Annotated in this window: 26 protein-coding genes; 13 read left to right on the top strand and 13 right to left on the bottom strand. The window is 63.2% G+C overall.

The annotated features are described in order from the left end of the window. Positions 1-6 precede the first annotated feature (6 nt). The 5 genes from FJ490_RS03790 (at position 7) to FJ490_RS03770 (ending at position 3831) form a co-directional block, all read left to right on the top strand. A complete protein-coding gene (locus FJ490_RS03790; protein ID WP_140565111.1) occupies positions 7-1014 on the top strand; it encodes a substrate-binding domain-containing protein in 1008 nt (335 codons plus the stop codon). Between the two features lie 85 nt (positions 1015-1099). Then, positions 1100-1897 (top strand): ATP-binding cassette domain-containing protein, encoded by a 798-nt coding sequence (locus FJ490_RS03785; RefSeq protein WP_140728337.1) that lies wholly within the window; start codon positions 1100-1102, stop codon positions 1895-1897. Continuing rightward, positions 1894-2937: an ABC transporter permease gene (locus FJ490_RS03780; protein ID WP_140494262.1), complete on the top strand. Its 1044-nt coding sequence runs from the start codon at positions 1894-1896 to the stop codon at positions 2935-2937. Before FJ490_RS03785 ends, FJ490_RS03780 begins: the two co-directional genes overlap by 4 nt. A 218-nt stretch (positions 2938-3155) precedes the next feature. Beyond that, positions 3156-3383 carry a DUF4160 domain-containing protein gene (locus FJ490_RS03775; RefSeq protein WP_140728229.1) on the top strand — a complete coding sequence of 76 codons (228 nt, stop codon included), beginning with the start codon at positions 3156-3158 and terminating at the stop codon, positions 3381-3383. Continuing rightward, positions 3376-3831 carry a DUF2442 domain-containing protein gene (locus FJ490_RS03770; protein WP_181165127.1) on the top strand — a complete coding sequence of 152 codons (456 nt, stop codon included), beginning with the start codon at positions 3376-3378 and terminating at the stop codon, positions 3829-3831. Before FJ490_RS03775 ends, FJ490_RS03770 begins: the two co-directional genes overlap by 8 nt. A gap of 140 nt (positions 3832-3971) precedes the next feature. Here the strand turns inward: FJ490_RS03770 and FJ490_RS03765 are convergent, their stop codons facing one another. The 3 genes from FJ490_RS03765 to FJ490_RS03755 are packed head-to-tail and all read right to left on the bottom strand — an operon-like array spanning position 3972 to position 7594. Beyond that, complete coding sequence (locus tag FJ490_RS03765; RefSeq protein WP_140560509.1) at positions 3972-5111, bottom strand: DSD1 family PLP-dependent enzyme; 1140 nt, start codon at positions 5109-5111, stop codon at positions 3972-3974. Then, on the bottom strand, positions 5108-6400 hold the full coding sequence (locus FJ490_RS03760; RefSeq protein WP_140728228.1) for a D-arabinono-1,4-lactone oxidase: 1293 nt from the start codon (positions 6398-6400) through the stop codon (positions 5108-5110). Before FJ490_RS03760 ends, FJ490_RS03765 begins: the two co-directional genes overlap by 4 nt. Before the next feature lie 12 nt (positions 6401-6412). After that, the gene (locus FJ490_RS03755) at positions 6413-7594 is read right to left on the bottom strand and encodes an MFS transporter (protein ID WP_140728227.1); all 1182 of its coding nucleotides are present in this window, start codon (positions 7592-7594) and stop codon (positions 6413-6415) included. Between the two features lie 126 nt (positions 7595-7720). On the opposite strand from FJ490_RS03755, the gene FJ490_RS03750 reads away from it, so the two are divergent. From FJ490_RS03750 to groL, 3 genes are all read left to right on the top strand, one after another. Beyond that, entirely contained in the window at positions 7721-8347 is a 627-nt protein-coding gene (locus tag FJ490_RS03750; RefSeq protein WP_181165128.1) for a TetR/AcrR family transcriptional regulator, read from the top strand. 393 nt (positions 8348-8740) lie between these two features. Further along, positions 8741-9037, top strand: a complete 297-nt coding sequence (gene groES, locus FJ490_RS03745; protein WP_006203049.1) for a co-chaperone GroES — start codon at positions 8741-8743, stop codon at positions 9035-9037. 69 nt (positions 9038-9106) lie between these two features. Beyond that, on the top strand, positions 9107-10762 hold the full coding sequence (gene groL, locus FJ490_RS03740) for a chaperonin GroEL (protein ID WP_140494274.1): 1656 nt from the start codon (positions 9107-9109) through the stop codon (positions 10760-10762). Positions 10763-10862: 100 nt separating this feature from the next. On the opposite strand, the gene FJ490_RS03735 is transcribed toward groL, so the two are convergent. Then, positions 10863-11474 carry a TetR/AcrR family transcriptional regulator gene (locus FJ490_RS03735; protein WP_140494276.1) on the bottom strand — a complete coding sequence of 204 codons (612 nt, stop codon included), beginning with the start codon at positions 11472-11474 and terminating at the stop codon, positions 10863-10865. A gap of 97 nt (positions 11475-11571) precedes the next feature. Between FJ490_RS03735 and FJ490_RS03730 the strand changes: the two genes are divergently transcribed. The 4 genes from FJ490_RS03730 (at position 11572) to FJ490_RS03715 (ending at position 13842) form a co-directional block, all read left to right on the top strand. Then, positions 11572-12582, top strand: coding sequence for an NAD(P)-dependent alcohol dehydrogenase (locus tag FJ490_RS03730; protein WP_140728226.1), 1011 nt, complete (start codon positions 11572-11574; stop codon positions 12580-12582). Between the two features lie 36 nt (positions 12583-12618). Further along, positions 12619-13065: an OsmC family protein gene (locus tag FJ490_RS03725; protein WP_140728225.1), complete on the top strand. Its 447-nt coding sequence runs from the start codon at positions 12619-12621 to the stop codon at positions 13063-13065. Between the two features lie 17 nt (positions 13066-13082). Then, positions 13083-13457, top strand: a complete 375-nt coding sequence (locus tag FJ490_RS03720) for a nuclear transport factor 2 family protein (protein WP_140728224.1) — start codon at positions 13083-13085, stop codon at positions 13455-13457. A 106-nt stretch (positions 13458-13563) separates the two neighbouring features. Further along, on the top strand, positions 13564-13842 hold the full coding sequence (locus tag FJ490_RS03715; RefSeq protein WP_140494284.1) for a hypothetical protein: 279 nt from the start codon (positions 13564-13566) through the stop codon (positions 13840-13842). Between the two features lie 100 nt (positions 13843-13942). Here FJ490_RS03715 and FJ490_RS03710 read toward each other — a convergent pair whose 3' ends face one another. The 9 genes from FJ490_RS03710 to FJ490_RS33020 all read right to left on the bottom strand — a co-directional run bounded on the left by FJ490_RS03710 (position 13943) and on the right by FJ490_RS33020 (position 19054). After that, on the bottom strand, positions 13943-14554 hold the full coding sequence (locus FJ490_RS03710; protein WP_140494286.1) for a LysE family translocator: 612 nt from the start codon (positions 14552-14554) through the stop codon (positions 13943-13945). A gap of 77 nt (positions 14555-14631) precedes the next feature. Next, positions 14632-14964: a YkgJ family cysteine cluster protein gene (locus FJ490_RS03705; RefSeq protein ID WP_246672582.1), complete on the bottom strand. Its 333-nt coding sequence runs from the start codon at positions 14962-14964 to the stop codon at positions 14632-14634. Positions 14965-15018: 54 nt separating this feature from the next. Further along, positions 15019-15186: a hypothetical protein gene (locus tag FJ490_RS32570; protein WP_181165129.1), complete on the bottom strand. Its 168-nt coding sequence runs from the start codon at positions 15184-15186 to the stop codon at positions 15019-15021. A gap of 1 nt (position 15187) precedes the next feature. Further along, positions 15188-15592 (bottom strand): hypothetical protein, encoded by a 405-nt coding sequence (locus tag FJ490_RS03700; RefSeq protein WP_140728223.1) that lies wholly within the window; start codon positions 15590-15592, stop codon positions 15188-15190. Next, positions 15592-15819, bottom strand: a complete 228-nt coding sequence (locus FJ490_RS03695) for a hypothetical protein (protein WP_140515521.1) — start codon at positions 15817-15819, stop codon at positions 15592-15594. The genes FJ490_RS03700 and FJ490_RS03695 overlap by 1 nt, the downstream gene beginning before the upstream one ends. A gap of 334 nt (positions 15820-16153) precedes the next feature. Beyond that, on the bottom strand, positions 16154-16363 hold the full coding sequence (locus tag FJ490_RS03690) for a cold-shock protein (protein ID WP_010915421.1): 210 nt from the start codon (positions 16361-16363) through the stop codon (positions 16154-16156). Between the two features lie 491 nt (positions 16364-16854). After that, on the bottom strand, positions 16855-17988 hold the full coding sequence (locus tag FJ490_RS03685; RefSeq protein WP_140728222.1) for a metallophosphoesterase: 1134 nt from the start codon (positions 17986-17988) through the stop codon (positions 16855-16857). A gap of 113 nt (positions 17989-18101) precedes the next feature. Next, a complete protein-coding gene (locus tag FJ490_RS03680; protein ID WP_140728221.1) occupies positions 18102-18767 on the bottom strand; it encodes a TetR/AcrR family transcriptional regulator in 666 nt (221 codons plus the stop codon). Next, positions 18764-19054 carry a hypothetical protein gene (locus FJ490_RS33020; RefSeq protein WP_224671835.1) on the bottom strand — a complete coding sequence of 97 codons (291 nt, stop codon included), beginning with the start codon at positions 19052-19054 and terminating at the stop codon, positions 18764-18766. The genes FJ490_RS03680 and FJ490_RS33020 overlap by 4 nt, the downstream gene beginning before the upstream one ends. Between FJ490_RS33020 and FJ490_RS03675 the strand changes: the two genes are divergently transcribed. Further along, entirely contained in the window at positions 18947-19669 is a 723-nt protein-coding gene (locus tag FJ490_RS03675) for an NIPSNAP family protein (RefSeq protein WP_246672597.1), read from the top strand. The two genes, FJ490_RS33020 and FJ490_RS03675, sit on opposite strands and share 108 nt — an antisense overlap. The last annotated feature ends 103 nt before the right edge of the window (positions 19670-19772 follow it).

The following is a 19772-nucleotide window of genomic DNA, read 5'->3' as shown; positions in this document are numbered from 1 at the left end:
ACGTGCATGAGCATCGCCAAGAGAACGACACTTCTGCGCACGACCGTGGTGGCGACCGCCACGGCGCTCGCCGCCGCCATCTCCACCTTGCCGGCACAGGCGCTCGACGCGCAATGGTGCAAGGACGTCCACATCCGTTTCTTCGTCGGCGGCGCCGAGGGCGACGCTTTCGGCACCATTGTCTACAATGGCGCCAAGCAGGCTGCGGCCGATCTCGGACCGAAAGTGGATTACATCTTCTCAGGCTGGGACATCGAAAAAATGGTCCAGCAGCTGCGCGAGGCGGTCGCCGTCAAGCCCAACGGTATTGCCATGATGGGCCACCCCGGCGACGCCGCCATCATGCCGCTGGCCGAACAAGCGCATAAGGACGGCATCAAGATGATGTACCAGAACGTGCCGGTGCCGACGGTGGTGACGGCCTTCGGCGGCGGCTATGTCGGCGCGCAGCAGGAACAGCAGGGCCGCGCGCTCGGCGCGGAAGCCTTCAAGCTGGCCAAGCTCAAGGCCGGTGACAAGGCAATCATGATCGGCCCGTTCGAGAACGAGAGCCGCGGCGCCCGCGAGCGAGGAACCGTCTCCGCCTTGAAAGAGGCCGGCATCGATGTCGTTCAAATCAATTCCGCAACCGAGTGGGCAGCCGATCCGAATCTGGCGATCCCGGTGATCACCGCCGCCTTGCTCAACAACCCCGGCGTGAAGGCCGTCGGCTACCCCGGCGGACAGATGCTCGGCAACGTCCAGACCTATATGACGGCGGCGGGCCGGAAGCCGGGCGACATCTTCAATTTCGGCTTCGACACCAGCCCGCAGATCGTGGAAGCCTTCAAGGGCGGCTGGGTGCAACTGACCGCCGACCAGCAGCCGTTCATGCAGGGCTATCTGCCGATCCTCAGCCTCTGCCAACAAGTGGTGCTGGGGCTGGCACCGATGAATGTCGATACCGGCGCCGGCTTCGTCACGCCTGAGAATTACAAGATCGTCGCCGAACTGGCCAAGCAGGCACTGCGCTGATCTCCCAAGCCGCCGGCCGGGGGCTCAGGCCCGGCCGGCGGGACCGCCGGCGAGGGCCGGCATGCGACAAGCAAGCGAGGACCCGATGGCCGAACGCATCATCGAACTGCGCCACATCACGAAATCCTACGGCCAGGTCTATGCGCTTGGCGGGGTCAATCTCAGCGTCGACCGCGGCGAGGTGGTCGGACTGATCGGCGACAATGGCGCCGGCAAGTCGACGCTGATCAAGATCCTCGCCGGCGCGGTCAAGCCGACCAGCGGGGAGATCCTCGTTCGCGGCAAGCCGGTCACCGGCTGGAACGCGGCGCGCTCGCGCGACGCCGGCATCGAGACCGTGTTCCAGGACCGGGCGCTGGCCGTGCAGCAGACCATCGTGCGCAATATCTTCATGGGACGCGAACTCACCGGCTTCCTCGGCTGGCTGAAAGTCGGCACCGAAATCAGGGAGGCGAGCCGGCTTATGCGCGAGATCGGCTTCACTTCGAAAGTGTTCACGCCGCAGTCCGTCGTCGGCCAGCTTTCCGGCGGCGAGCGCCAGGGCGTGGCGATCGCGCGCGCCATCTACAAGCAGGCCGACCTGATCATCCTCGACGAGCCGACAACGGCTCTGTCGCTGACCGAGACCGCCAAGGTCTTCCACTTCGTGCGCCAGGTGCGGGCGAGCGGGCGCTCGATCCTGTTCATCGGCCACAACATCCACCATGTCTTCGACATCGCCGACCGTTTCGTCGTGCTCGATCGTGGCACTGTGGCGCTGCAGGCCGACAAGCGCGACATCAAGTCGGCCGACATGCTCGTCAATTTCATGGAAGACCTCGCGCATCCCGGCGGACTGCCCGGCTTGGGCGAAGCCCAGCGCGCGGAGGACACAAGGCCATGAGCAACATCGCGGAACCCAATCGCCAAGCCACCTCGCCCCATGCCGAAATGGGCGAAGCGGCATGGAAGCATCCGTCGGATCATTTGCTGCGCGGCTTCGTTCTCGACAATCGCGCGGCGCTGGGCACGCTCGGCGTGTTCGCGGTGATGATGGTCGCCTTCACCATCGCCAATCCGACCGTGTTCACCACCTGGTTTCTTTACAGCTCCGTGCTGACCACGCTGCCGGTCGCGCTGTTCGTGGTCGTGCCGCTGGTCTTTGTCGTCACCGCCGGCGAGATCGACCTGTCGTTTCCGGCGACGATGGGTTTTGCCTCCTGGGTTTTCGCGCTGGTCGTTCAGGCCGGCTACGATCCCTTCCTCGGCATCGTCGCAGCACTCGCCACCGGCATGCTGCTCGGCTTCCTGGTCGGCGTGCTGGTCGTCTATGGCAGCCTGTCGTCGCTGATCGCCACGCTCGGCATGAACTTCCTGCTGCGCGGGCTGATCCAGATCATCAACGAAGGCAAGTCGACCGCGCTGCCGACGCTCGGGCAAAGCTGGACCTATACGATCTTTTCCAGCCAGGTTTACGGCATTCCGGTGCAGATCCTGTGGGCGCTCGCCTTCGTCGTCTTCGCCGCGCTGCTCTACAACCGCCACCGCTTCGGCGCGCAGGTGAAGGTGGTCGGCGACAATCCCGACAGCGCCCAGCAGATGGGCATCGACGTCAAGCGGGTGAAGGTCAAGGTGTTCGTCTTTGTCGGCATCGGGGCCGCGATCGGCGGCACCTTCTCGACGATGATCAACTTCACCTGGTGGCCAACCGCCGGCGACGGCTATCTGTTGCCGGTGCTGGCTTCGGTGTTCGTCGGCGGCACGCCGACCTGGGGCGGCATCGGTACCGTGCTTGGCGGCGCCATCGGCGCGCTGACGGTGGCGTTCATCCAGACCGGCGTCGTCGCCGCCGGCCTCAGCGGCTTCTATGTGCAGTTCTTCAACGGGCTGATCATCATCCTGTCGCTGCTCGGCCACCGCTGGAACCAGGCGCGCTACCGCTGAAACGCTACCCAAGGCCGGCCGTTCGGCGCGACCGTCCGAGCTCAATCCGGTAGCGACAACGGCGGCCGCGCGGACGAGAACGCAGGGCCGGGGTCGTCGATTTACGTCACGCGCAATATCGATCAAACTGATGAAATGCGACGCTTTGGTGCACCCAGTGCACTTTCGCTTGATTTAGTGCACCCTCTGCATTAAGTTTGGCGCGCTGGAACAGCCACATGCCCACTTTGAAGGTTCTCGACGGCATCAAGATTCAGGTCTTTGCGGATGACCATAACCCGCCTCACTTTCACGCGTTGAAGGGTAAGTATGAAGTCCTGATCAGGATTGGCTCATGGAACGTGTTGCGTGGCCAAATGCGTCGCAAAGACCTCGATGCCGTAATCGCTTGGGCTAACTCGCATGAAGAGGAGTTGCGCAATGAATGGACCCGCCTCAATGGTTGACGATATCGTAACAGTCGGCAATCCGCTCCCCAGGATCGCCTCGGTCACCATGATTGATGGCCGCCGCGTGCGCATCACCTGGCGAGACGGCCGCTCCAATACGGTTGACCTGAATCCAGTGTTGAATAGCCATCGACACTTCATTCCGCTTCGCGACGATGACGAGCTGTTTGGAACCATGCGGGTTAACGAAGACGGCAATGCAATCGAGTGGGACGGGGGAATCGAGTTGTCAGCCGAATGGATCGATACCCTGCCCTCAATTGGTATGGAGAACCGGGAATTCCGCCATATCATGGACGATCTGCTGAAATTCTCGCTTGAGGGGATGGCGCTCCAGTTGGAAATCTCCAGGCGCCAAATTGCCAACTATAGAGGATCGACACCGATCCCCAATTCAATCGCGTTGGCTACTCGATATCTCGCCGAGAAGGCCGGTCAACGATGACCCCGTCTGGAGGCGGATAGGCTCGCTGACTGTTCCAAGCATGCGGCTGCTGGCCGCCAGCGCATCGTGGCTTTGGGTTGACGGTCGGTCTGTTACATCGAAGCGTCTGGTTTGGCCTCATCATAACGAGGCACCATGCCCTACCCCATTGGCAGCGCGGGCCAGCGGTCCACGAGCCTGTCGCCCGAAAAGACCGCGATCGATCCGAACTGCTGCAGCACCGCCTCGCTTTGCGTCGGACGCAGGAAGGCGTAGTCGCCTGACCTGGTGGTGGCATCGCCGGGCAGGCCCATGAACTGCTGGTTCGAGGAAAGGCCAAGCAGGCCATTGGTCTCCATGCCTTCGGGAAACACCGGTTCGGCCATCCATTTGCCGCCATAGAGATAGCAGCCCTTGCGCGGAAACCGGCCGATCGTCTGCAGCAGGCGGGTGACCGCCGGCGGGCCTGGAAGCATCGGCTCGACCACCTTGAGGATAGGCGTGGCGATGAAGGCCGCGGGCTGGAAGCCGTCGAGGCCGGGCGTATCGAAATCCCCGGGCAGCACGAAGGCCGACCCGATCGACACTTCGTTGGCCATGCCGCCACGATGAAGCAACGCGGTCTTCGAGCCGCCGATGTTCAGCGTTCGGTGCTGGTCCTCGCCGAGAGCCGCGATGAATGCCGCGGCCCGCTGCGACGCCTCTGCCAGCGCCTTTTGGGGACCGCCGAACAGACCGGGAATGTGCGGCGCGTGCGCCTCGTAGGCCATGACGCCTTCGCAGCGCAGCCGGGCGGGCAGCGCGTTCAATGCCTTCGACAGCGCGCGCGGTTCCGCGAACCCGCCCCGATGCAGCCCGACATCGATCTCGAAAGCGATGCGCAACCCGACGTCGAGTTCGGCGGCCAGAGCGCCGTATTCCGCCAGTCTCTCTTCGCTGTCGATCAGCCAGCAGACGCGCGACCAGTCGGCGGTGCCGCTTGAAATCGCTTGCCTTGCCGCGCCGACCGGCATCGGCTTGCCATAGAGCATGTCGGCATCGGGAAAAGCGTCGAGCACGGCCCTTGTGATCGGCGGATGAAACGTCATGAAGCGATGGGTGCCGAGCGCCTCGGCGATGTGCGAAAGCAGCGGCAGGCAAGCAAGCGACTTGTCGACCAGCCGCATGGCAAGGCCGGGCGCCAGTCTCTGCTTCACCAGGTCGATGTTGCGGTCCAGCCGGTCGCGGTCGAGCACGAGACAAGGCTGAAAGACGCCGGCCGCCCTCAACGCATCCGACAGCGTGGTGAAATAGCCGCTCATCGACCGATGCCGAACAGGCCGGCCATGTAGGGCGAGACGAAACGGTTCTCGGGATCGATGTCTCGCCGAACAGCCATCGCATCATCCCAGCGCGGATAGAGCTTTTTGAAATCCGCCGCCTTCAGGCTGTGCATCTTGCCCCAATGCGGCCGGCCGCCATGCCTGCGAAAGATCGGCTCGGCCGCCCGCATGAAGGGCTCAGGGTCGTTGGCGGCATCGTGGTGAATGGCGATCGAGCAGGTCAGACGCTTGTAGAAGGGCGAAAGCCAGAACATGTCGGGTGCCACCGAGCGCACCTCCATCGGAAAATAGACTTCCGGAAAGTGCTTCTCGGTCAGCTCGATGATCGGCGTGATCACCTTCGGCCCCTCCTCGAAAGGCAGATGATACTCCATCTCGTTGAACTTGGTCTGGCGGTCGCTGGCATAGACGTTGAGCCAGTCCTGCACATAATCCTCGGCCGGCACCTTCTTCACGGCGCCGCGGATCAAAGAGCGGCGCAGCCACGGCAGCCGGCGCAGCCCCCGGCTCAGCTTGCGTAGTGTCGCCAGGCCGGCCTCGTCGTCGTCGGTCGGCCTAGTGGTCGGGTTCGCGTCGCTGAGGTCGCTGGCGATGAACTGCGCGTAGCCGGAAAACGGAATGTAGTAGAATTCGGCCGACCGGTGCGCGGCCATCATCGTCTCGAAATCGCGCAGCATGTCGGCGATCGGCAGCACCCATTTGCGGCGGCGCAGCCGGTAGGTCGCGATGTTGTTCAGCGTGACTTCGGTCAAGATGCCGAAGGCGCCGAGCGCAACGCCCATCGCATGGATCATGTCCTGGTCGCGGGTCCGATCGAATTCGCGCAACTCGCCCCGCCCGTCCACGATCTGCACCGTCTCCAACCGGGTGTGGTAAGCGCCCAGCGTCAGCCCGGAACCATGGGTGGCGGTGCCCAGCGCGCCGCCGATCGCCTGACGGTCGATGTCGCCCATATTGGGCAGGCCCTGGCCCAGGCCTTGCAGTATGTGCATCAGCGGGCCGAGCCGCGTCCCTGCCCGCACCCGCGCGCGATGGCTTTGTACATCGTGCGAGACCAGCCCCTCGATCTTCTCCAGGGAAACGATCGAGCCTTGCGATGCCACCAGCGGCGTGAAGGAGTGGCCAGCACCCGCCACGCGCAGCGGCCCAGGTGCCGTGCGCACCAGATCGGCAAGCTCGCCGGCGTCGGTTGGAGTGGCGACCAGCTTCGGCTCGGCGCGCACGAAGCCCGACCAGTTGCTCCAGTTCCGCGCGGTGATCGTCGACATCTAGCCGTCCCGTCAGACGCGCCGACGGCGCATAGTGGCCACGAACAGGCCAAGCAGGGCCACGCTGGCAAACGCGCTTGCCGCGGCGAATTCCGGCACGGGCCGGAAATCCTTGCCATTGATGAGCAGCGACGCCGCCACCGGCCCGATCGCCAGGCCGAAGAGCTGTGCGGCCGGCACCAGCAGCACGGCGGTACGCGTCTCGTCGGCCGTGATCGCCAGCCGGATCTGATAGGGTACGATGAACAACAGGATGAAGCCCATGACCAAGGCGGCGATCCAGAATGTCGTCAGGCCAGGTGCGCTGGCAAGAACAAGGGAGGAGACCAGCGCGACGGCACCGATGGCCGTAATGGCAATGCGGTAATCGATGCGCGCCTCGAACACGGTCGCCGTCATCGCGCCCAGGACCTGCGTCGCCAGGCTGGCCGAGACGATCAGACCGACGGTCCAGCTATCAATCCCATATTGCGCACCGAGCGGTTCCAGGAAGGCCCAGATCGCGCCGAAGAATATGAAGTAGCAGAAGACCGACAATAGCGCGGTGATCGACGGAACCGTCAGCACATTGGCCAGGTTCTCCTCTTTCGGCAGGTCGGCGTAGTCACCGGGTACGGTGAAAGCGGCCGCCAGCGAAACGACGCAGACGACGGCAAGCACGATGAAGCCGCCGGACGACCCTGCCTTGGGAATGACATAGAGTGCCAAAAGCAGAGCGAGCGCACATTGCGCCAGGGTCTGCAGCGTCACGAAATAGCCGCCGATGCGCTCCGCCCGTCGCGAACGGGCGATCAGTTCGGTGGCGATCGCGACCAGACCACCTTCAGCCAGCCCGGCGATGGCGCGGGCCGCGATCAACGCATTGGCGCTTGCGGCATGGGCGGTCCATACATTCGCCAGGGCCAGCAGGATCAAAAGGACGGCGCTTTTCCAGCGCATGTTGCGCGCGGAAAGCAGCATCGTCACCACGGCTGAACCGATGGCGATCGCGATCATCTCCGCCGTGGCGACCAGCGCCAGTTCATCGCCGCTGACATGGCCCTCGGTGTAGAGCGCGCCAAGCAGCACGGGCTGAAGCCCGAGGATCAGCAGCCCGACCGAGCCGATCCATAATGCGGAGCCGAGCTCGACGCCGGTCGGGTTGCCGACCAGCCAATCGCCATTTTCCGCTTGTACGGCTTGCGTCGCAGTCACGAGGCGCCTCCCAACGTCCTTGCAGTGCGATAAAAAAGCTGACAACTTGTCAGCATTACGAAACTGATACTTGATCATGTTTCTTGTCAACCGGGAATTTTGAAGCTCTCGCGAGAGATTGGGCGCATGGCGGAAGCAAGGCGGATGGCGACGGCGCCGAGGCGCAGGCCCAAGCAGGAGCGGAGCCGCGAACGCATCGACGCGATCCTTTCGACGACCATGCGGCTGATCGGCGAAAAAGGCATCGACGCGGTGACGATGAAGGAAGTGGGCGCACTGGCGGGCGGACCGATCGCCACCGTCTACCATTATTTCCCCAACAAATCGGCGATCCTGGCGATGCTCTATGAGCGCTTCTCGGAGGAAAGCCGCGCACGCTTCGGCGAGATCATCGCCGAAATAAGTGGGCTTGAGGACGTGACGGCTGCCGCGGACCGCATGATCGAGGACTATTACCGGCGCGTGGCCGACGACCCGGCCATCCAGGATCTGCAGAACGCGATACAGGCTGACAAGGCGCTGCAGAACCTCGACATTGCTGAGACAAGGCACCAGGCCAAGATGTTCTGCGACCACGTCGCTCCGATGCTGCGGCCCGACCGGCGCGAAGACTTCGCGCGCGTGGTGTTCCTGATCTTCCAGCTTGCCGGCGGCGTCGTGCGGCTAGCGCTGACGCAGGACGAGAAGGAAGGCCGCCGCACGATCGACGACTACAGGTCCATCATCCATACGCAGCTGAGATTGTTTCTGTAGTTTTCGGCGGCGGCTTTCGCGCCCCTCTCCCGTGACATCGACACGTCTTGCGTATCGAAGTATCGGGCGGCAGGATCTCTGACCGATAGCGGCAGAGCACCCCTCCGCGCCTTGTTTTGCCGTCGATTGCGGGAGGAACCGGCGCATTTCGCATGAAAGGCCAGCGGCAACTGGCACGTTCTGCGAGCGGGCTTTCGCGGAAAACAAAATTTCGCGCCGCTGCCCGCTCGCGCGCGCCTTGACTCTCGCCAGCCAGCAGCCTATTTCACCGCCACGTTAGCACTCGCCCTGGGTGAGTGCTAACCACAGGTCCGGTACCGCCGGGCTTTGTAGATTGTCCGGCTTCGCCGGACGGAGGAACTGTTTCTCACCGTTCTCATCGAGGAAGAAAACATGGCAAAGTCGAAGTTCCGCCCGCTTCATGACCGCGTGGTCGTACGCCGGGTCGAATCCGAATCCAAGACCGCCGGCGGGATCATCATCCCCGACACGGCGAAGGAAAAGCCGCAGGAAGGCGAGATCATCGCCGTCGGCTCCGGCGCCCGCGACGAAGCTGGCAAGCTCGTGCCCCTGGACGTCAAGGCTGGCGACCGCATCCTGTTCGGCAAGTGGTCGGGCACCGAAGTCAAGCTCAATGGCGAAGACCTTCTGATCATGAAGGAATCCGACATTATGGGCATCATCGGCTGAATATCGGCCTTCCCATCAACTGAATCTTAAATCTTCGGGCTCGATCCGAGCCCCTGCCAGGAGTTGAACATGGCTGCCAAAGACGTAAAATTCTCCCGCGACGCCCGTGAGCGCATGCTGCGCGGCGTCAACATCCTCGCCGACGCGGTGAAGGTCACGCTCGGCCCCAAGGGCCGCAACGTCGTCATCGACAAGTCGTTCGGCGCACCGCGCATCACCAAGGACGGCGTCACCGTCGCCAAGGAAATCGAACTTGAGGACAAGTTCGAGAACATGGGCGCGCAGATGGTCCGCGAAGTCGCTTCGAAGACCAACGACATCGCCGGCGACGGCACCACGACCGCGACCGTTCTGGCGCAGTCGATCGTCCAGGAAGGCCACAAGGCGGTTGCCGCCGGCATGAACCCGATGGACCTGAAGCGCGGCATCGACCTGGCCGTGACCGAAGTGGTCGCAGCTCTCGGCAAGGCCGCCAAGAAGATCAAGACCTCCGAGGAAGTCGCCCAGGTCGGCACCATCTCGGCCAATGGCGACGAGTCGGTCGGCAAGATGATCGCGGAAGCGATGCAGAAGGTCGGCAACGAAGGCGTCATCACCGTCGAGGAAGCCAAGACCGCCGAGACCGAGCTGGAAGTCGTCGAAGGCATGCAGTTCGACCGCGGCTATCTCTCGCCCTACTTCGTCACCAACCCCGATAAGATGGTTGCCGATCTCGAGGACGCCTACATCCTGCTCCACGAGAAGAAGCTCTCCAATCTGCAGGCCATGCTGCCGGTCCTGGAAGCGGTCGTGCAGACCTCCAAGCCGCTGCTCATCATCTCGGAAGACGTCGAAGGCGAGGCCTTGGCCACGCTGGTCGTCAACAAGCTGCGCGGTGGCCTGAAGATCGCTGCCGTCAAGGCTCCGGGCTTCGGTGATCGCCGCAAGGCCATGCTGGAAGACATCGCCATCCTCACCGGTGGCCAGGTCATCTCCGAAGACCTCGGCATCAAGCTCGAGAATGTCGGCCTCAACATGCTCGGCCGCGCCAAGAAGGTGTCGATCTCGAAGGAGAACACCACCATCGTCGACGGCGCCGGCAAGAAGGCCGAGATCCAGGGCCGCGTTGCCCAGATCAAGCAGCAGATCGAGGAGACCACCTCGGACTACGACAAGGAGAAGCTGCAGGAGCGTCTGGCCAAGCTCGCCGGCGGTGTTGCCGTTATCCGCGTCGGCGGTGCGACCGAAGTGGAAGTGAAGGAAAAGAAGGACCGCGTCGATGACGCCCTCAACGCGACCCGCGCGGCCGTAGAAGAAGGCATCGTTGCCGGCGGTGGCGTGGCCCTGCTGCGCGCTTCGGGCAACCTCAAGGCCACCGGCGTCAACTCCGACCAGGCCGCCGGCATCAACATCGTTCGCCGCGCACTGCAGGCCCCGGCCCGTCAGATCGCTGCCAACGCCGGTGCGGAAGCATCGATCGTTGCTGGCAAGATCCTCGAGAACAAGGGCGCGACCTTCGGCTACAACGCCCAGACCGGCGAATATGGCGACATGATCGCCATGGGTATCGTCGATCCGGTCAAGGTCGTGCGTACGGCTCTCCAGGACGCGGCCTCGGTCGCCGGCCTGCTGGTCACCACCGAAGCCATGATCGCGGAGGCTCCGAAGAAGGAGTCGGCTGGCGGCGGCATGCCTGGCGGCATGGGCGGCGGCGGCATGGGCGGTATGGGCGGCATGGACTTCTAATCCAGCCATCTGCTTTATGCATGCGGAAAGGGCGGCAGCGATGCCGCCCTTTTCTTTGCACATTCAGGCTTTGCTTCAGCGTAGTCGGTTGGAACCAGCGTCAGACAGCAGTGCTCTCCGCTTGCCGCGTCGCCTTGCCGGCGAGGACTGCCTGCTCGATCAGGGTAGCCACCTCATCGGCCACGACGTTGATCGATGAGCGATCGCGGGTGGCGCGGGCAATCACCATCAGGCCTTCCAGCGAGGACTCGACCAACAGCGCCAGCGCCCGTGCGCGGCGCTCGACCACCCCTGCCCTGACAAACGCCTGGCGCAGCAGGCCGATCCACTGCTCGAAAGCGGAGCGGCAGATTTCCTCCAAGTCCGGCACGTCGTTCGGCGCATCGAGCACGACCGGCGCGATCGGGCAGCCGAGCGAGAATTCGTTGTCCTCCAGCATGCGAGCGACCGACTGGTAAATGTGGTGAACGGCAACCGCCGGATCGCTTTCCGCCGCCAGCTCGGCGCCAAGCCTCTCAGTCACCTCAGCCACGCTGGCGCGCGTCACTTCGACGACCAGCTGATCCTTGCCACCGGGAAAGTGGAAATAGAGCGAGCCGCGCGGGGCGCCGCTGGCGCTCAGTATGTCATTGAGCGAAGTGCCGTGATAGCCGCGCCGCCTGAGCAGCAATCCGGTCGTTTCGAGTATGCGGGCTCTCGTATCGTTCGCCATGTCAACCTCTGTCAGGAGAGATCCTTATAAGCCTTGCCAGAAATATGACAACTGGTCTACATAATATGTAGATCAGTCTATATAATCGAGAGCCGAAATGCGCAGCTATCGTCTTGAGGGTTTGGGCGGAACCGAATGTCTGGTGATGCGGGAAGAGGTGCGACCGGAGCCAAGGCCCCAGGAGATCGTGGTGCGGGTGCGCGCCACCTCGCTCAACCGACGCGATACGATGATCCTCAATGGCACCTACCCCTTGACACCGCGCCGCGGGATCGTTCCGCTCAGCGACGGCGCCGGCGAGGTCGTCGCCATCGGCGATGATGTCACACGCTTTGCCGTCGGCGACCGTGTCACCGGCAGCTATTTCGCCCGCTGGATCGATGGCCGCATCAATGCCGGACTGATCGACCAGCTCGGCTGCACGCTGGATGGCATGCTCGGCGAGTACGCCGTGCTTGACGAGCAATGGGCGGTGCGACTTCCCGAGCATCTCGACTGGCGCGAGGCGGCAACGCTGAGCTGCGCCGGCCTGACAGCCTGGGACGCACTGACCGGGGCGGAGATTCCCAAGCCCGGCCAATGGGTTCTAGCCATAGGCTCGGGCGGCGTCTCGCTGTTCGCGTTGCAGTTCGCCAAGCTGCTCGGCTGCCGCGTCGTCGCCGTCACCTCTCGCGCCGAGAAGGTCGGCAAGCTGCGGGCGATGGGGGCCGACCTCGTCGTGTCCTCGACCGACATGCCGGAATGGGGGGCGATGGTGCGTGGCGAGACCGGCGGTATCGACCTTGCCGTCGAAACCGGCGGCCCGCCGACCTTCGCGCAGTCGCTGATCGCCAGCGCGCTTTACGGGCGCATCGTGCTGCTCACCATTCAGGATGCGAAGGGCGCAACGGTGCAGATCCCGGGCGCCGTCTATCAGCGCAGCCTCGTCACAATCGGCCGTCTGTTCGTCGGCAGCCGCGCAAACCTCGAAACGATGCTCAACGCCGTCTCGGCGCACCGGTTGAGACCGGTCATCGACAAGGTCTTCCCCTTCGCCGAGGCCCGCGACGCCTACCGCTATTTCCAGCAGGGCGACGTCTTCGGGAAGGTCGTCATCGACGGAGCCTGATCTTTCATATCGATCGAACCAGAAGGGAGAACAGCAATGACAATTCGTGAAGCTTCGGCCGAGTGGCAAGGCACGCTGAGGGAAGGTTCAGGCCGGCTGCGGCTCGGAAGCGGTGTGTTCGAAGGCGCCTATTCCTTTCCGTCGCGTTTCGAGAACGGCCCCGGCACCAACCCGGAAGAACTGATCGCGGCCGCGCATGCCGGCTGTTTCTCGATGGCGCTGACCTTCATCCTTGGCCAGGGAGGTCATGTTCCCCGGGACATCCGCACCATCGCCAGGGTGCACCTCGGAGCGACCGAGGCCGGGCCGACCATCACCCGCATCGACCTTGAAACGGCGGTGGACGTCGCGGGGCTCGCCGAAGACCAGTTCGAGCGCCTTGCCCAGTCCGCCAAGGCGAGCTGTCTCGTTTCGCGCGCGCTGGCCGGCGTGGCCCAGATCAACCTCAAGGCGACCCTCGTGGGTACCGCCGCGCAACAATGAATCAGGAGAAGTACGAGATGAGCAGCATCATGGACAGTCATCCAGAGTCGCGGCGGACAGCCGAGATCATGCGGCGCTTCAACGATGTGTTCCAGTTGGACGATCCGTCGGCGCTTGCCGAGTTGGTGGGCGAGGACTGCGTGATTGAAAACACCGTGCCGGCACCGGACGGTGCGCGCCATGCCGGGAAGGCGGCCTGCGTCGGGCTATGGACGGCGATCGCGACCCAGCCCGGCACGCGCTTCGACATCGAGGAGACCTTCGTCGCCGGCGAGCGGGCGACGATCCGCTGGCGCTACTGGATGGCGGACGGCAATTCGCTGCGCGGCGTCAATCTGATGCGCGTCGAGGGCGGGCGGATCGTCGAGGCGATGGGCTACGTCAAGGGATAGGCCGGCTTCACCATATGAGTTACTCCTAATACACATCGGTTTGTGCTAGGAATAGAGTCCGACCGCCATTCGACGATCGAGAAAGACCATAGGGAGGACTAATGTCATGAACATCAGAACCGCCTGCTTTGGAGCACTCGCGTTGACCGTTCTCAGCGGCACGGCACTTGCCGGAGCGCTCGACTCGCCCAAGATGATGGAACCGTTCTTCACCGATGCGAGCATGAAGACGATGAAATCCGACGCCGAGATGAAAGCCGCCTGGGCAAAAATGTCCAAGGACGACCAAGCCATGATGATGAAGGAATGTCAGGATGCGGCGATGAGCAAGCCGTATGCCCCGTTCTGCGAAAAATTGAAGGCGCTCGGCGGCGCGAACAAATGATTGCCGGCTAGTCCGGAGTTGAAGAACAAAAGAAGGCGGGCCAAGGCTCGCCTTCTCATTGTTCGGCATCGATTTCGTGCCAAGGCGAGGCGAACGAATTCTACCTGTCCGCCAGCGCAAGCTTGGCGCCGAGCATGACGAAAGCGCCGGCGAACGTGCGGCGCATCCAGGTCAGCACCCTCGGCCGCGACGCGACATGGCTGCGGATCGAGGCGGCGAAGATGCCATAGCCGACGAAGATGACGAAGGTCAAAAGCATGAAGACGCTGCTCAGTTCCAGCATCTTCGACAGCGCGTGCGGCTCGGTCGTGCTGACGAACTGCGGCAGGAAGGCAAAGAAGAAGATCGACAGCTTCGGGTTGAGCACATTGACGAGGATGCCTCTCGCAATCACCTTGCCGGTGGAGCGCGGCGCGACATTGTCCTCGACGTTCAGACCACCCCTCTCCTTCAGCGTGTTCCAGGCCATGTAAAGGAGGTAGGCGACGCCCAGATATTTCAGCGTCTCGAAGGCGACCGCGCTGGTGTGCAGGAGCGCGGCGAGGCCGGTGATGGCGGCAGCCATATGCGGGATGATGCCGAGCGTGCAGCCGAAAGCGGCGACGATGGAGGCGCGGGCGCCGCGGGAAAGCCCGGCGCTCAGCGTGTAGAGGACGCCGGTGCCGGGCGAAGCCACCACGATCAGCGACGTCAACAAGAATTCGATGCTCACGATTTGGTTCTCCGCTGTGCTGCCCGGCGGGCAGCGTAGCAGCGAAATCCCCGCGCACAAGCCGCGGCGCCGTCAGATCAGAGGACAGGCAGCCCATGCGCCCGACGCGCCATCAGGCAATCCTCGTCGCCGGGCATGCAGGCGCGGCAGACATCCGGGCGCAACTCGTAGATGCCGCAAGCGGTTGCCTTGCCCACTGCGCCACAGAGAGCCGAACAGCGCGGGCCCTCGCAACGCATACCCGACAGATCGGCCGCGACATACTTGTCCGGGATACGGTCGAGCTGCGCGTCGTCCTCGGTGGAAAAGCGCGGCCACTCGGCCGAGTAGGAGCAACAGGCGCCGCAGCTCTGGCAATCAAATGCCGGGACGGTGCCTCGTTGGGGCGATGAAAGGCTTGCCACGGTCACCAACGAGAACGGTCCCTGCACAGCAGATTGCGGTCGGCGTCTTGCGGCAAGGCGCTATTTCTTCTTGCCTGCCTTGCGCGACGGCGCCTCGGTCGGCGACTTGAATAGATCGGTCGCGGCCTCGACAGCTACATCGGCCTTCGGCGCGGCACCCGGCTTGACCGGCTTTGCAGCGGCGGCGGGCGCCGGCGGGTGATCCTTGGCGGAGAATTTTATGGCCATCTCAGTCCTCGTCGGCGAAGCGCGATGGTGCGCGCGGACTGCGCAAACGGCCGATCAGGGCCGAAACCGCCGTTATGTTCATTTCCTCAGGCGACCAGTTCCTCGCCTCCGCGATGTGATGCGGCGCCAGTTCGCGATGCGTGCTGCCGCTGTAGGCGGCGTCCTGATAGGTCACCGGCTCGCGGGTCTTGGCGTCTTGGCGGACATATTCGATCAAATAGTTCGGGCACTCGGCGCGGCCCCGCACGCCGACGCGCACCTGTGCATCGCCATGGACGCGCTTGCAGCGTTCGAGTTTTTCCAGCACACGCCGGACATATTCGACTGGCTTGTCCAATGTTTCGACCATATCGGCGATGGTCGCATCAGCGGCGATTGGTGTCGCCGGCACACGCTTCGTCGCCATCAGCGTCTTCCGGCCCGTTTCGGCAACGCCGCCTGTGCGGCCGCCGCAGCCATTTCATCTGCCTCTTTTTCCAGGCGCAGTTCGCGCAAACGCGCGGTCTTGGCTTCACGCGCCTGGGTGAGGGCATCGCGTTCGGAAATGATGCGGTTGAGCGACATCGACTGGGTTTGCGTCTTGCTGAACAAGGGCACTGCCTGATCAGCAGCTGTTTTCGAATTGGCGGTCAAAATCTTTCTCCTGTCAGGAGTCTCGTGCCGATAGGGCAAGACCGGTCTTCAGTCAGGACCCACGCACAAAAGCATTGGGGCGGCGGATTCAACTTGCTGGAGCGTCCCTTAGCACGTTCAGGCCGACGCGCAGCGCATTTTCGGCGGCGAGACCCACAAAGTGAAAAAGGCCAGGCACCGCCTGACCTTCCATGAGAGCGTCGCGCATCCAGTGGATGCACAGGACGCTCCGGCACGCAGCGTGCGAAAACTCAGGTTTCCGCCGCCATGCGCCCGAATTCGCCATTCACCAGTGCCAGTACATCCGTGGTCACCGGGAAGGCTGAATCCTTTTTCAGGCCGCCTTCAACTGGTCGGCCGACATCTTGCCGGACTTGTTGTCGCGGACCATCTCGTAGCCGAGCTTCTGGCCCTCGACGATGTCACGCATGCCGGCGCGCTCTACGGCCGAGATGTGGACGAAAACGTCGGCAGAGCCGTCGTCAGGCTGAATAAAACCAAAACCTTTGGTGGCGTTGAACCATTTAACTGTGCCGGTGCTCATGACGAACCCTTTCCATGGCAAATACTCGTTCGCCGTCATGCGGATGCACAACGTCGTTTGTCTCGATTTTTGATGTGGGAAGTTCGTCAAAGGCGCGCTGCAAAGCGCGGATAACAAAAGTCAGTCAACAAATATCGACAAAGGTCTTGTAAGCTATTTAAACGGCCATGTCAATTCTTGGCTCACCCGCCGCGACGGTTCACGCCAATCGGGCACTGAACAAAGCGGCCCTAAAAAAATCTGGACGCGCCGGGAGCCATTTCGGTCGAAGCACGTTTCATGGTTGTCGTCAGCAATTCACGAGAGCAATCGAAGGAAAAGCGAACGGCAAAGACGCCCCCCGCACGATAAAAGGTGCGAGGGGCGTTTTCTTTCGGCCCCTACATCGCGGCGGTCATCATCGGCGGCATCTCGTAGCGGAGGCCGAGGCCCGAGCGCACTGCCAGGTCGACGTCAGTCAGCGTCCGGGACGAAAAGGCCGCTGCGGGCTTTCATGTCTGGAACGGTTTGCTGAAGGCGTTGGTGAATGTGACCCCGCCGTGATCGTCGCTGGCTTCGCCCAGCACGACATCCATGCCATCATTGGTGACCCGCGCCAGTGCGACCCCCCCCATATAGGCCGCCTTTGGCTTGAAGAGATCAAGGCCGTCGCGCTGATAGATCATCGGCACCTCGTGCTGATGGCCATGGAAGATGGCAATCACGTTGTAGCCTTTCAGGGCCGCAAGCAGTGCCTGACGGTCCGCATCGCTCCACCAATGCGGCGGCCCCTTGCCGTCGTCGTCGAACGCCTTTTTGGCGGGATCCCATCGCTCAGTCGAAAAATTATCCCAGCCATAATGCTGAAACAGGATGACCGGGCGGCCGTCCGCCGCATAGGTCGCCAGATCCTGCTTCAGCCAGGGCAGGCTGCTGTCCGCGCCATGGCCGGTGTCGCCAGCGAAACGGTGGGTCTGGACGAGATGCAGCCCGCCCCAGTCCCACGCATAGCAGTCGGTCTCGACATCGTAGTCGGTGGCTGGAACCGGTGGCTTGAAGAACACGCCGGCACGGTGATTGACTTCGACATAGTCGCGCATTTCGCGCCGGTACCAGTCAACGTGATGCCGCGGGCCGTTTTGGTCGAGGTCATGATTGCCGAGCCCGACATAGACTGGAACATGCACGCGGTCAGGCCCCATGCCTTGCTGGTAACGCTGGCTGAATTGCAGCAATTGCGTGCCTTCACTCGGCTGGGTGATCTGACCACCGCCATCGTCGGTCATGTCGCCGCCGATGACGAGGCCGAGCGGCGTGCCGATTCGGCTGCCGGCGGAGCGTAGGCCCGTCGGGACGCCGCCGATCTCGACGGGCCATGTCTTGTCGCCAATGCCGTTCAGAGCCGCCACATTGCGCAGCAAGGCAGCGTCGGTCTTGCCTTCCTGCTGGCAATTGGGACTCAAGCCGCTGGCCATGCGGCAGGCATGGACATCGGCGATGAACAGGAAGGTGGCGTCGACAGGCTGAATGCGCTGCCCGGTCTGGCCGAGCGCCGGGCGTGGAAGCGCAAGGGCCGTGGCAAGACCGGCGGCCCGCGCCAGAAAACGGCGTCGTGATACCGATTTTGGTGAGAAGCGCTTCATCATGGGTTGAAGTTCAGCACGGACACCGGTCAGCAGTAAAGTTCAGCGCCCGGTCCACGGCTGCTGCCCTCCCCCAGAACGGAACTGAGTTGTAGGGATCGTTCCCGTCCTCGGCATCAAAGGTTTCCCGGTGGCAGCAATATCCTGCGACGCCGCCTCGTTGCGGCCATGGGCGAAGCTTGGGCGACATTCTGCTCCAGCCCCGCCAGGCAATCGCGCAACATGCCGGCATCCTGCGCCGTCTTGGCCATCGACATCGCGCCGGAATAGGCCTCGACGGCCAGGGCGGCGAAACGCTGCGGGTCGGTGTCCTGCTCCCTGCCCGCCTGCTGATCAGCCCGGACCTTGTCGGCGATCGCCTGGCGCCAGCCGGCAAAAATGCCGGCAAGGGCGGCGCGCAATTCGGCATCGACGAGCGACAGTTCATGTGCAAGGTTGTTGAGGGGACAGCCGCGCACGAAGCCTTGTTGCTCAAGTTCCGCCGCCACGGCTTCGAAGGCTGCACCCACGCCTTCGCGCGCCGAAGCGGCCGCCCGCAAAGGCGCCATCCATGTCTCTTCGACCGCCGCGGCCACACGCTCTTCGATCACCGCCAGCGCCAACGCTTTCTTGGTCGGGAAATGATGATGCAACGCGCCGCCGCTGACACCCGCCGCCGCCATCAGATCGCCGAGACTGGACGCGTGATAGCCGCGTACCTGAAAGGACTCCTGCGCGGCATCGAGCACTCTGTTGCGCATGCCTTCGGGATCATTGGTGCGCTTCTGGGCATGCCCTGTCATCGGGAATCTCCACCGTGCCCCTCCAGGAGGGAAGAAAAAGAAGCTAGCAGATTGACAAAACAGGACAACCGGTCTGTTTTATAAAACAGGATGATCACCCTGTTTTTGGAGACGAGCTTATGAGCCTGCCCCTGAGTGCCACATCGGAGACAGCAGCGCTCGCCTCCCCGGTCGTCGAACTGCGGCAGTACACGCTGAAACCCGGCAAACGCGATACCCTTATCGACCTCTTTGACGGCAAGCTGATCGAAGGCCAGGAAGAGGCCGGGATGACCATCATCGGCCAATTCCGGGATCTCGATCGCCCCGACATGTTCGTCTGGCTGCGCGGCTTCGAGGACATGGAGGTGCGCAAAGGCGCCCTGAGCGCCTTCTATGACGGTCCGGTATGGGCAGCGCGCCGCAATGCCGCCAACGCCACGATGATCGATTCCGACGATGTGCTGCTGCTCAAACCTGCGTGGACCGGGGCTGGCTTCGATCTCTCCGGCGCATTGCGCGCGGGCTTGGCTGCCGACGAAAAGCCAGGCAGAAGCACGCCGCTGTCAGGGATGGTCGTGATTCGGATTTATCATTTGCGGCCGGGCGCAGAGGCCGCGTTCGCCAGCCGCTTCGAGGCCAAGCTGGCGCCGATGACGGCGTCACCCGGTGCGCGGCTGCTCGCCGCTTTCGTCACGGAGCACGCGGAAAACAGCTTTCCACGCCTGCCGGTGCGAGCGAGTGAGAATGTTTTCATCAGTGTGATGGGTTTTGATGGCGAAGAAGCGCACGCCCAGCATGAAACCGCGCTTGCCGCCTCGCCTGCATGGCAGGCCTTCTCGCACGCCGTCCGACATGACCTGGCCAGACCAACCGAAACCGTGCGCCTGTCGGCGACATCGCGCTCGCGGCTTTGTTGCTGATCTCCAGTCCGCCCGGAGACGGCGTCTGATCAGAGGCGGGGCGGCGTCTTTGCGGTGGACGGCGGGTATACGGCGGAGTGAGTGGACAGCCGATCTCCCCCCT

Origin of the sequence: Mesorhizobium sp. B2-5-11 (assembly GCF_006440835.1) — a bacterium.
Taxonomy (GTDB): Bacteria; Pseudomonadota; Alphaproteobacteria; order Rhizobiales; family Rhizobiaceae; genus Mesorhizobium.
Note: the sequence above shows the minus strand (reverse complement) of the source record. Positions and strands in the feature narration are given on the sequence as shown.

Coding starts and splice junctions, on each gene's coding strand:
- FJ490_RS03790 (WP_140565111.1), top strand. CDS start 7: ATGAGCATCGCCAAGAGAACGACACTTCTGCGCACGACCGTGGTGGCG.
- FJ490_RS03785 (WP_140728337.1), top strand. CDS start 1,100: ATGGCCGAACGCATCATCGAACTGCGCCACATCACGAAATCCTACGGC.
- FJ490_RS03780 (WP_140494262.1), top strand. CDS start 1,894: ATGAGCAACATCGCGGAACCCAATCGCCAAGCCACCTCGCCCCATGCC.
- FJ490_RS03775 (WP_140728229.1), top strand. CDS start 3,156: ATGCCCACTTTGAAGGTTCTCGACGGCATCAAGATTCAGGTCTTTGCG.
- FJ490_RS03770 (WP_181165127.1), top strand. CDS start 3,376: ATGGTTGACGATATCGTAACAGTCGGCAATCCGCTCCCCAGGATCGCC.
- FJ490_RS03765 (WP_140560509.1), bottom strand. CDS start 5,111: ATGAGCGGCTATTTCACCACGCTGTCGGATGCGTTGAGGGCGGCCGGC.
- FJ490_RS03760 (WP_140728228.1), bottom strand. CDS start 6,400: ATGTCGACGATCACCGCGCGGAACTGGAGCAACTGGTCGGGCTTCGTG.
- FJ490_RS03750 (WP_181165128.1), top strand. CDS start 7,721: ATGGCGGAAGCAAGGCGGATGGCGACGGCGCCGAGGCGCAGGCCCAAG.
- groES (WP_006203049.1), top strand. CDS start 8,741: ATGGCAAAGTCGAAGTTCCGCCCGCTTCATGACCGCGTGGTCGTACGC.
- groL (WP_140494274.1), top strand. CDS start 9,107: ATGGCTGCCAAAGACGTAAAATTCTCCCGCGACGCCCGTGAGCGCATG.
- FJ490_RS03735 (WP_140494276.1), bottom strand. CDS start 11,474: ATGGCGAACGATACGAGAGCCCGCATACTCGAAACGACCGGATTGCTG.
- FJ490_RS03730 (WP_140728226.1), top strand. CDS start 11,572: ATGCGCAGCTATCGTCTTGAGGGTTTGGGCGGAACCGAATGTCTGGTG.
- FJ490_RS03725 (WP_140728225.1), top strand. CDS start 12,619: ATGACAATTCGTGAAGCTTCGGCCGAGTGGCAAGGCACGCTGAGGGAA.
- FJ490_RS03720 (WP_140728224.1), top strand. CDS start 13,083: ATGAGCAGCATCATGGACAGTCATCCAGAGTCGCGGCGGACAGCCGAG.
- FJ490_RS03715 (WP_140494284.1), top strand. CDS start 13,564: ATGAACATCAGAACCGCCTGCTTTGGAGCACTCGCGTTGACCGTTCTC.
- FJ490_RS32570 (WP_181165129.1), bottom strand. CDS start 15,186: ATGGCCATAAAATTCTCCGCCAAGGATCACCCGCCGGCGCCCGCCGCC.
- FJ490_RS03700 (WP_140728223.1), bottom strand. CDS start 15,592: ATGGCGACGAAGCGTGTGCCGGCGACACCAATCGCCGCTGATGCGACC.
- FJ490_RS03690 (WP_010915421.1), bottom strand. CDS start 16,363: ATGAGCACCGGCACAGTTAAATGGTTCAACGCCACCAAAGGTTTTGGT.
- FJ490_RS03685 (WP_140728222.1), bottom strand. CDS start 17,988: ATGATGAAGCGCTTCTCACCAAAATCGGTATCACGACGCCGTTTTCTG.
- FJ490_RS03680 (WP_140728221.1), bottom strand. CDS start 18,767: ATGACAGGGCATGCCCAGAAGCGCACCAATGATCCCGAAGGCATGCGC.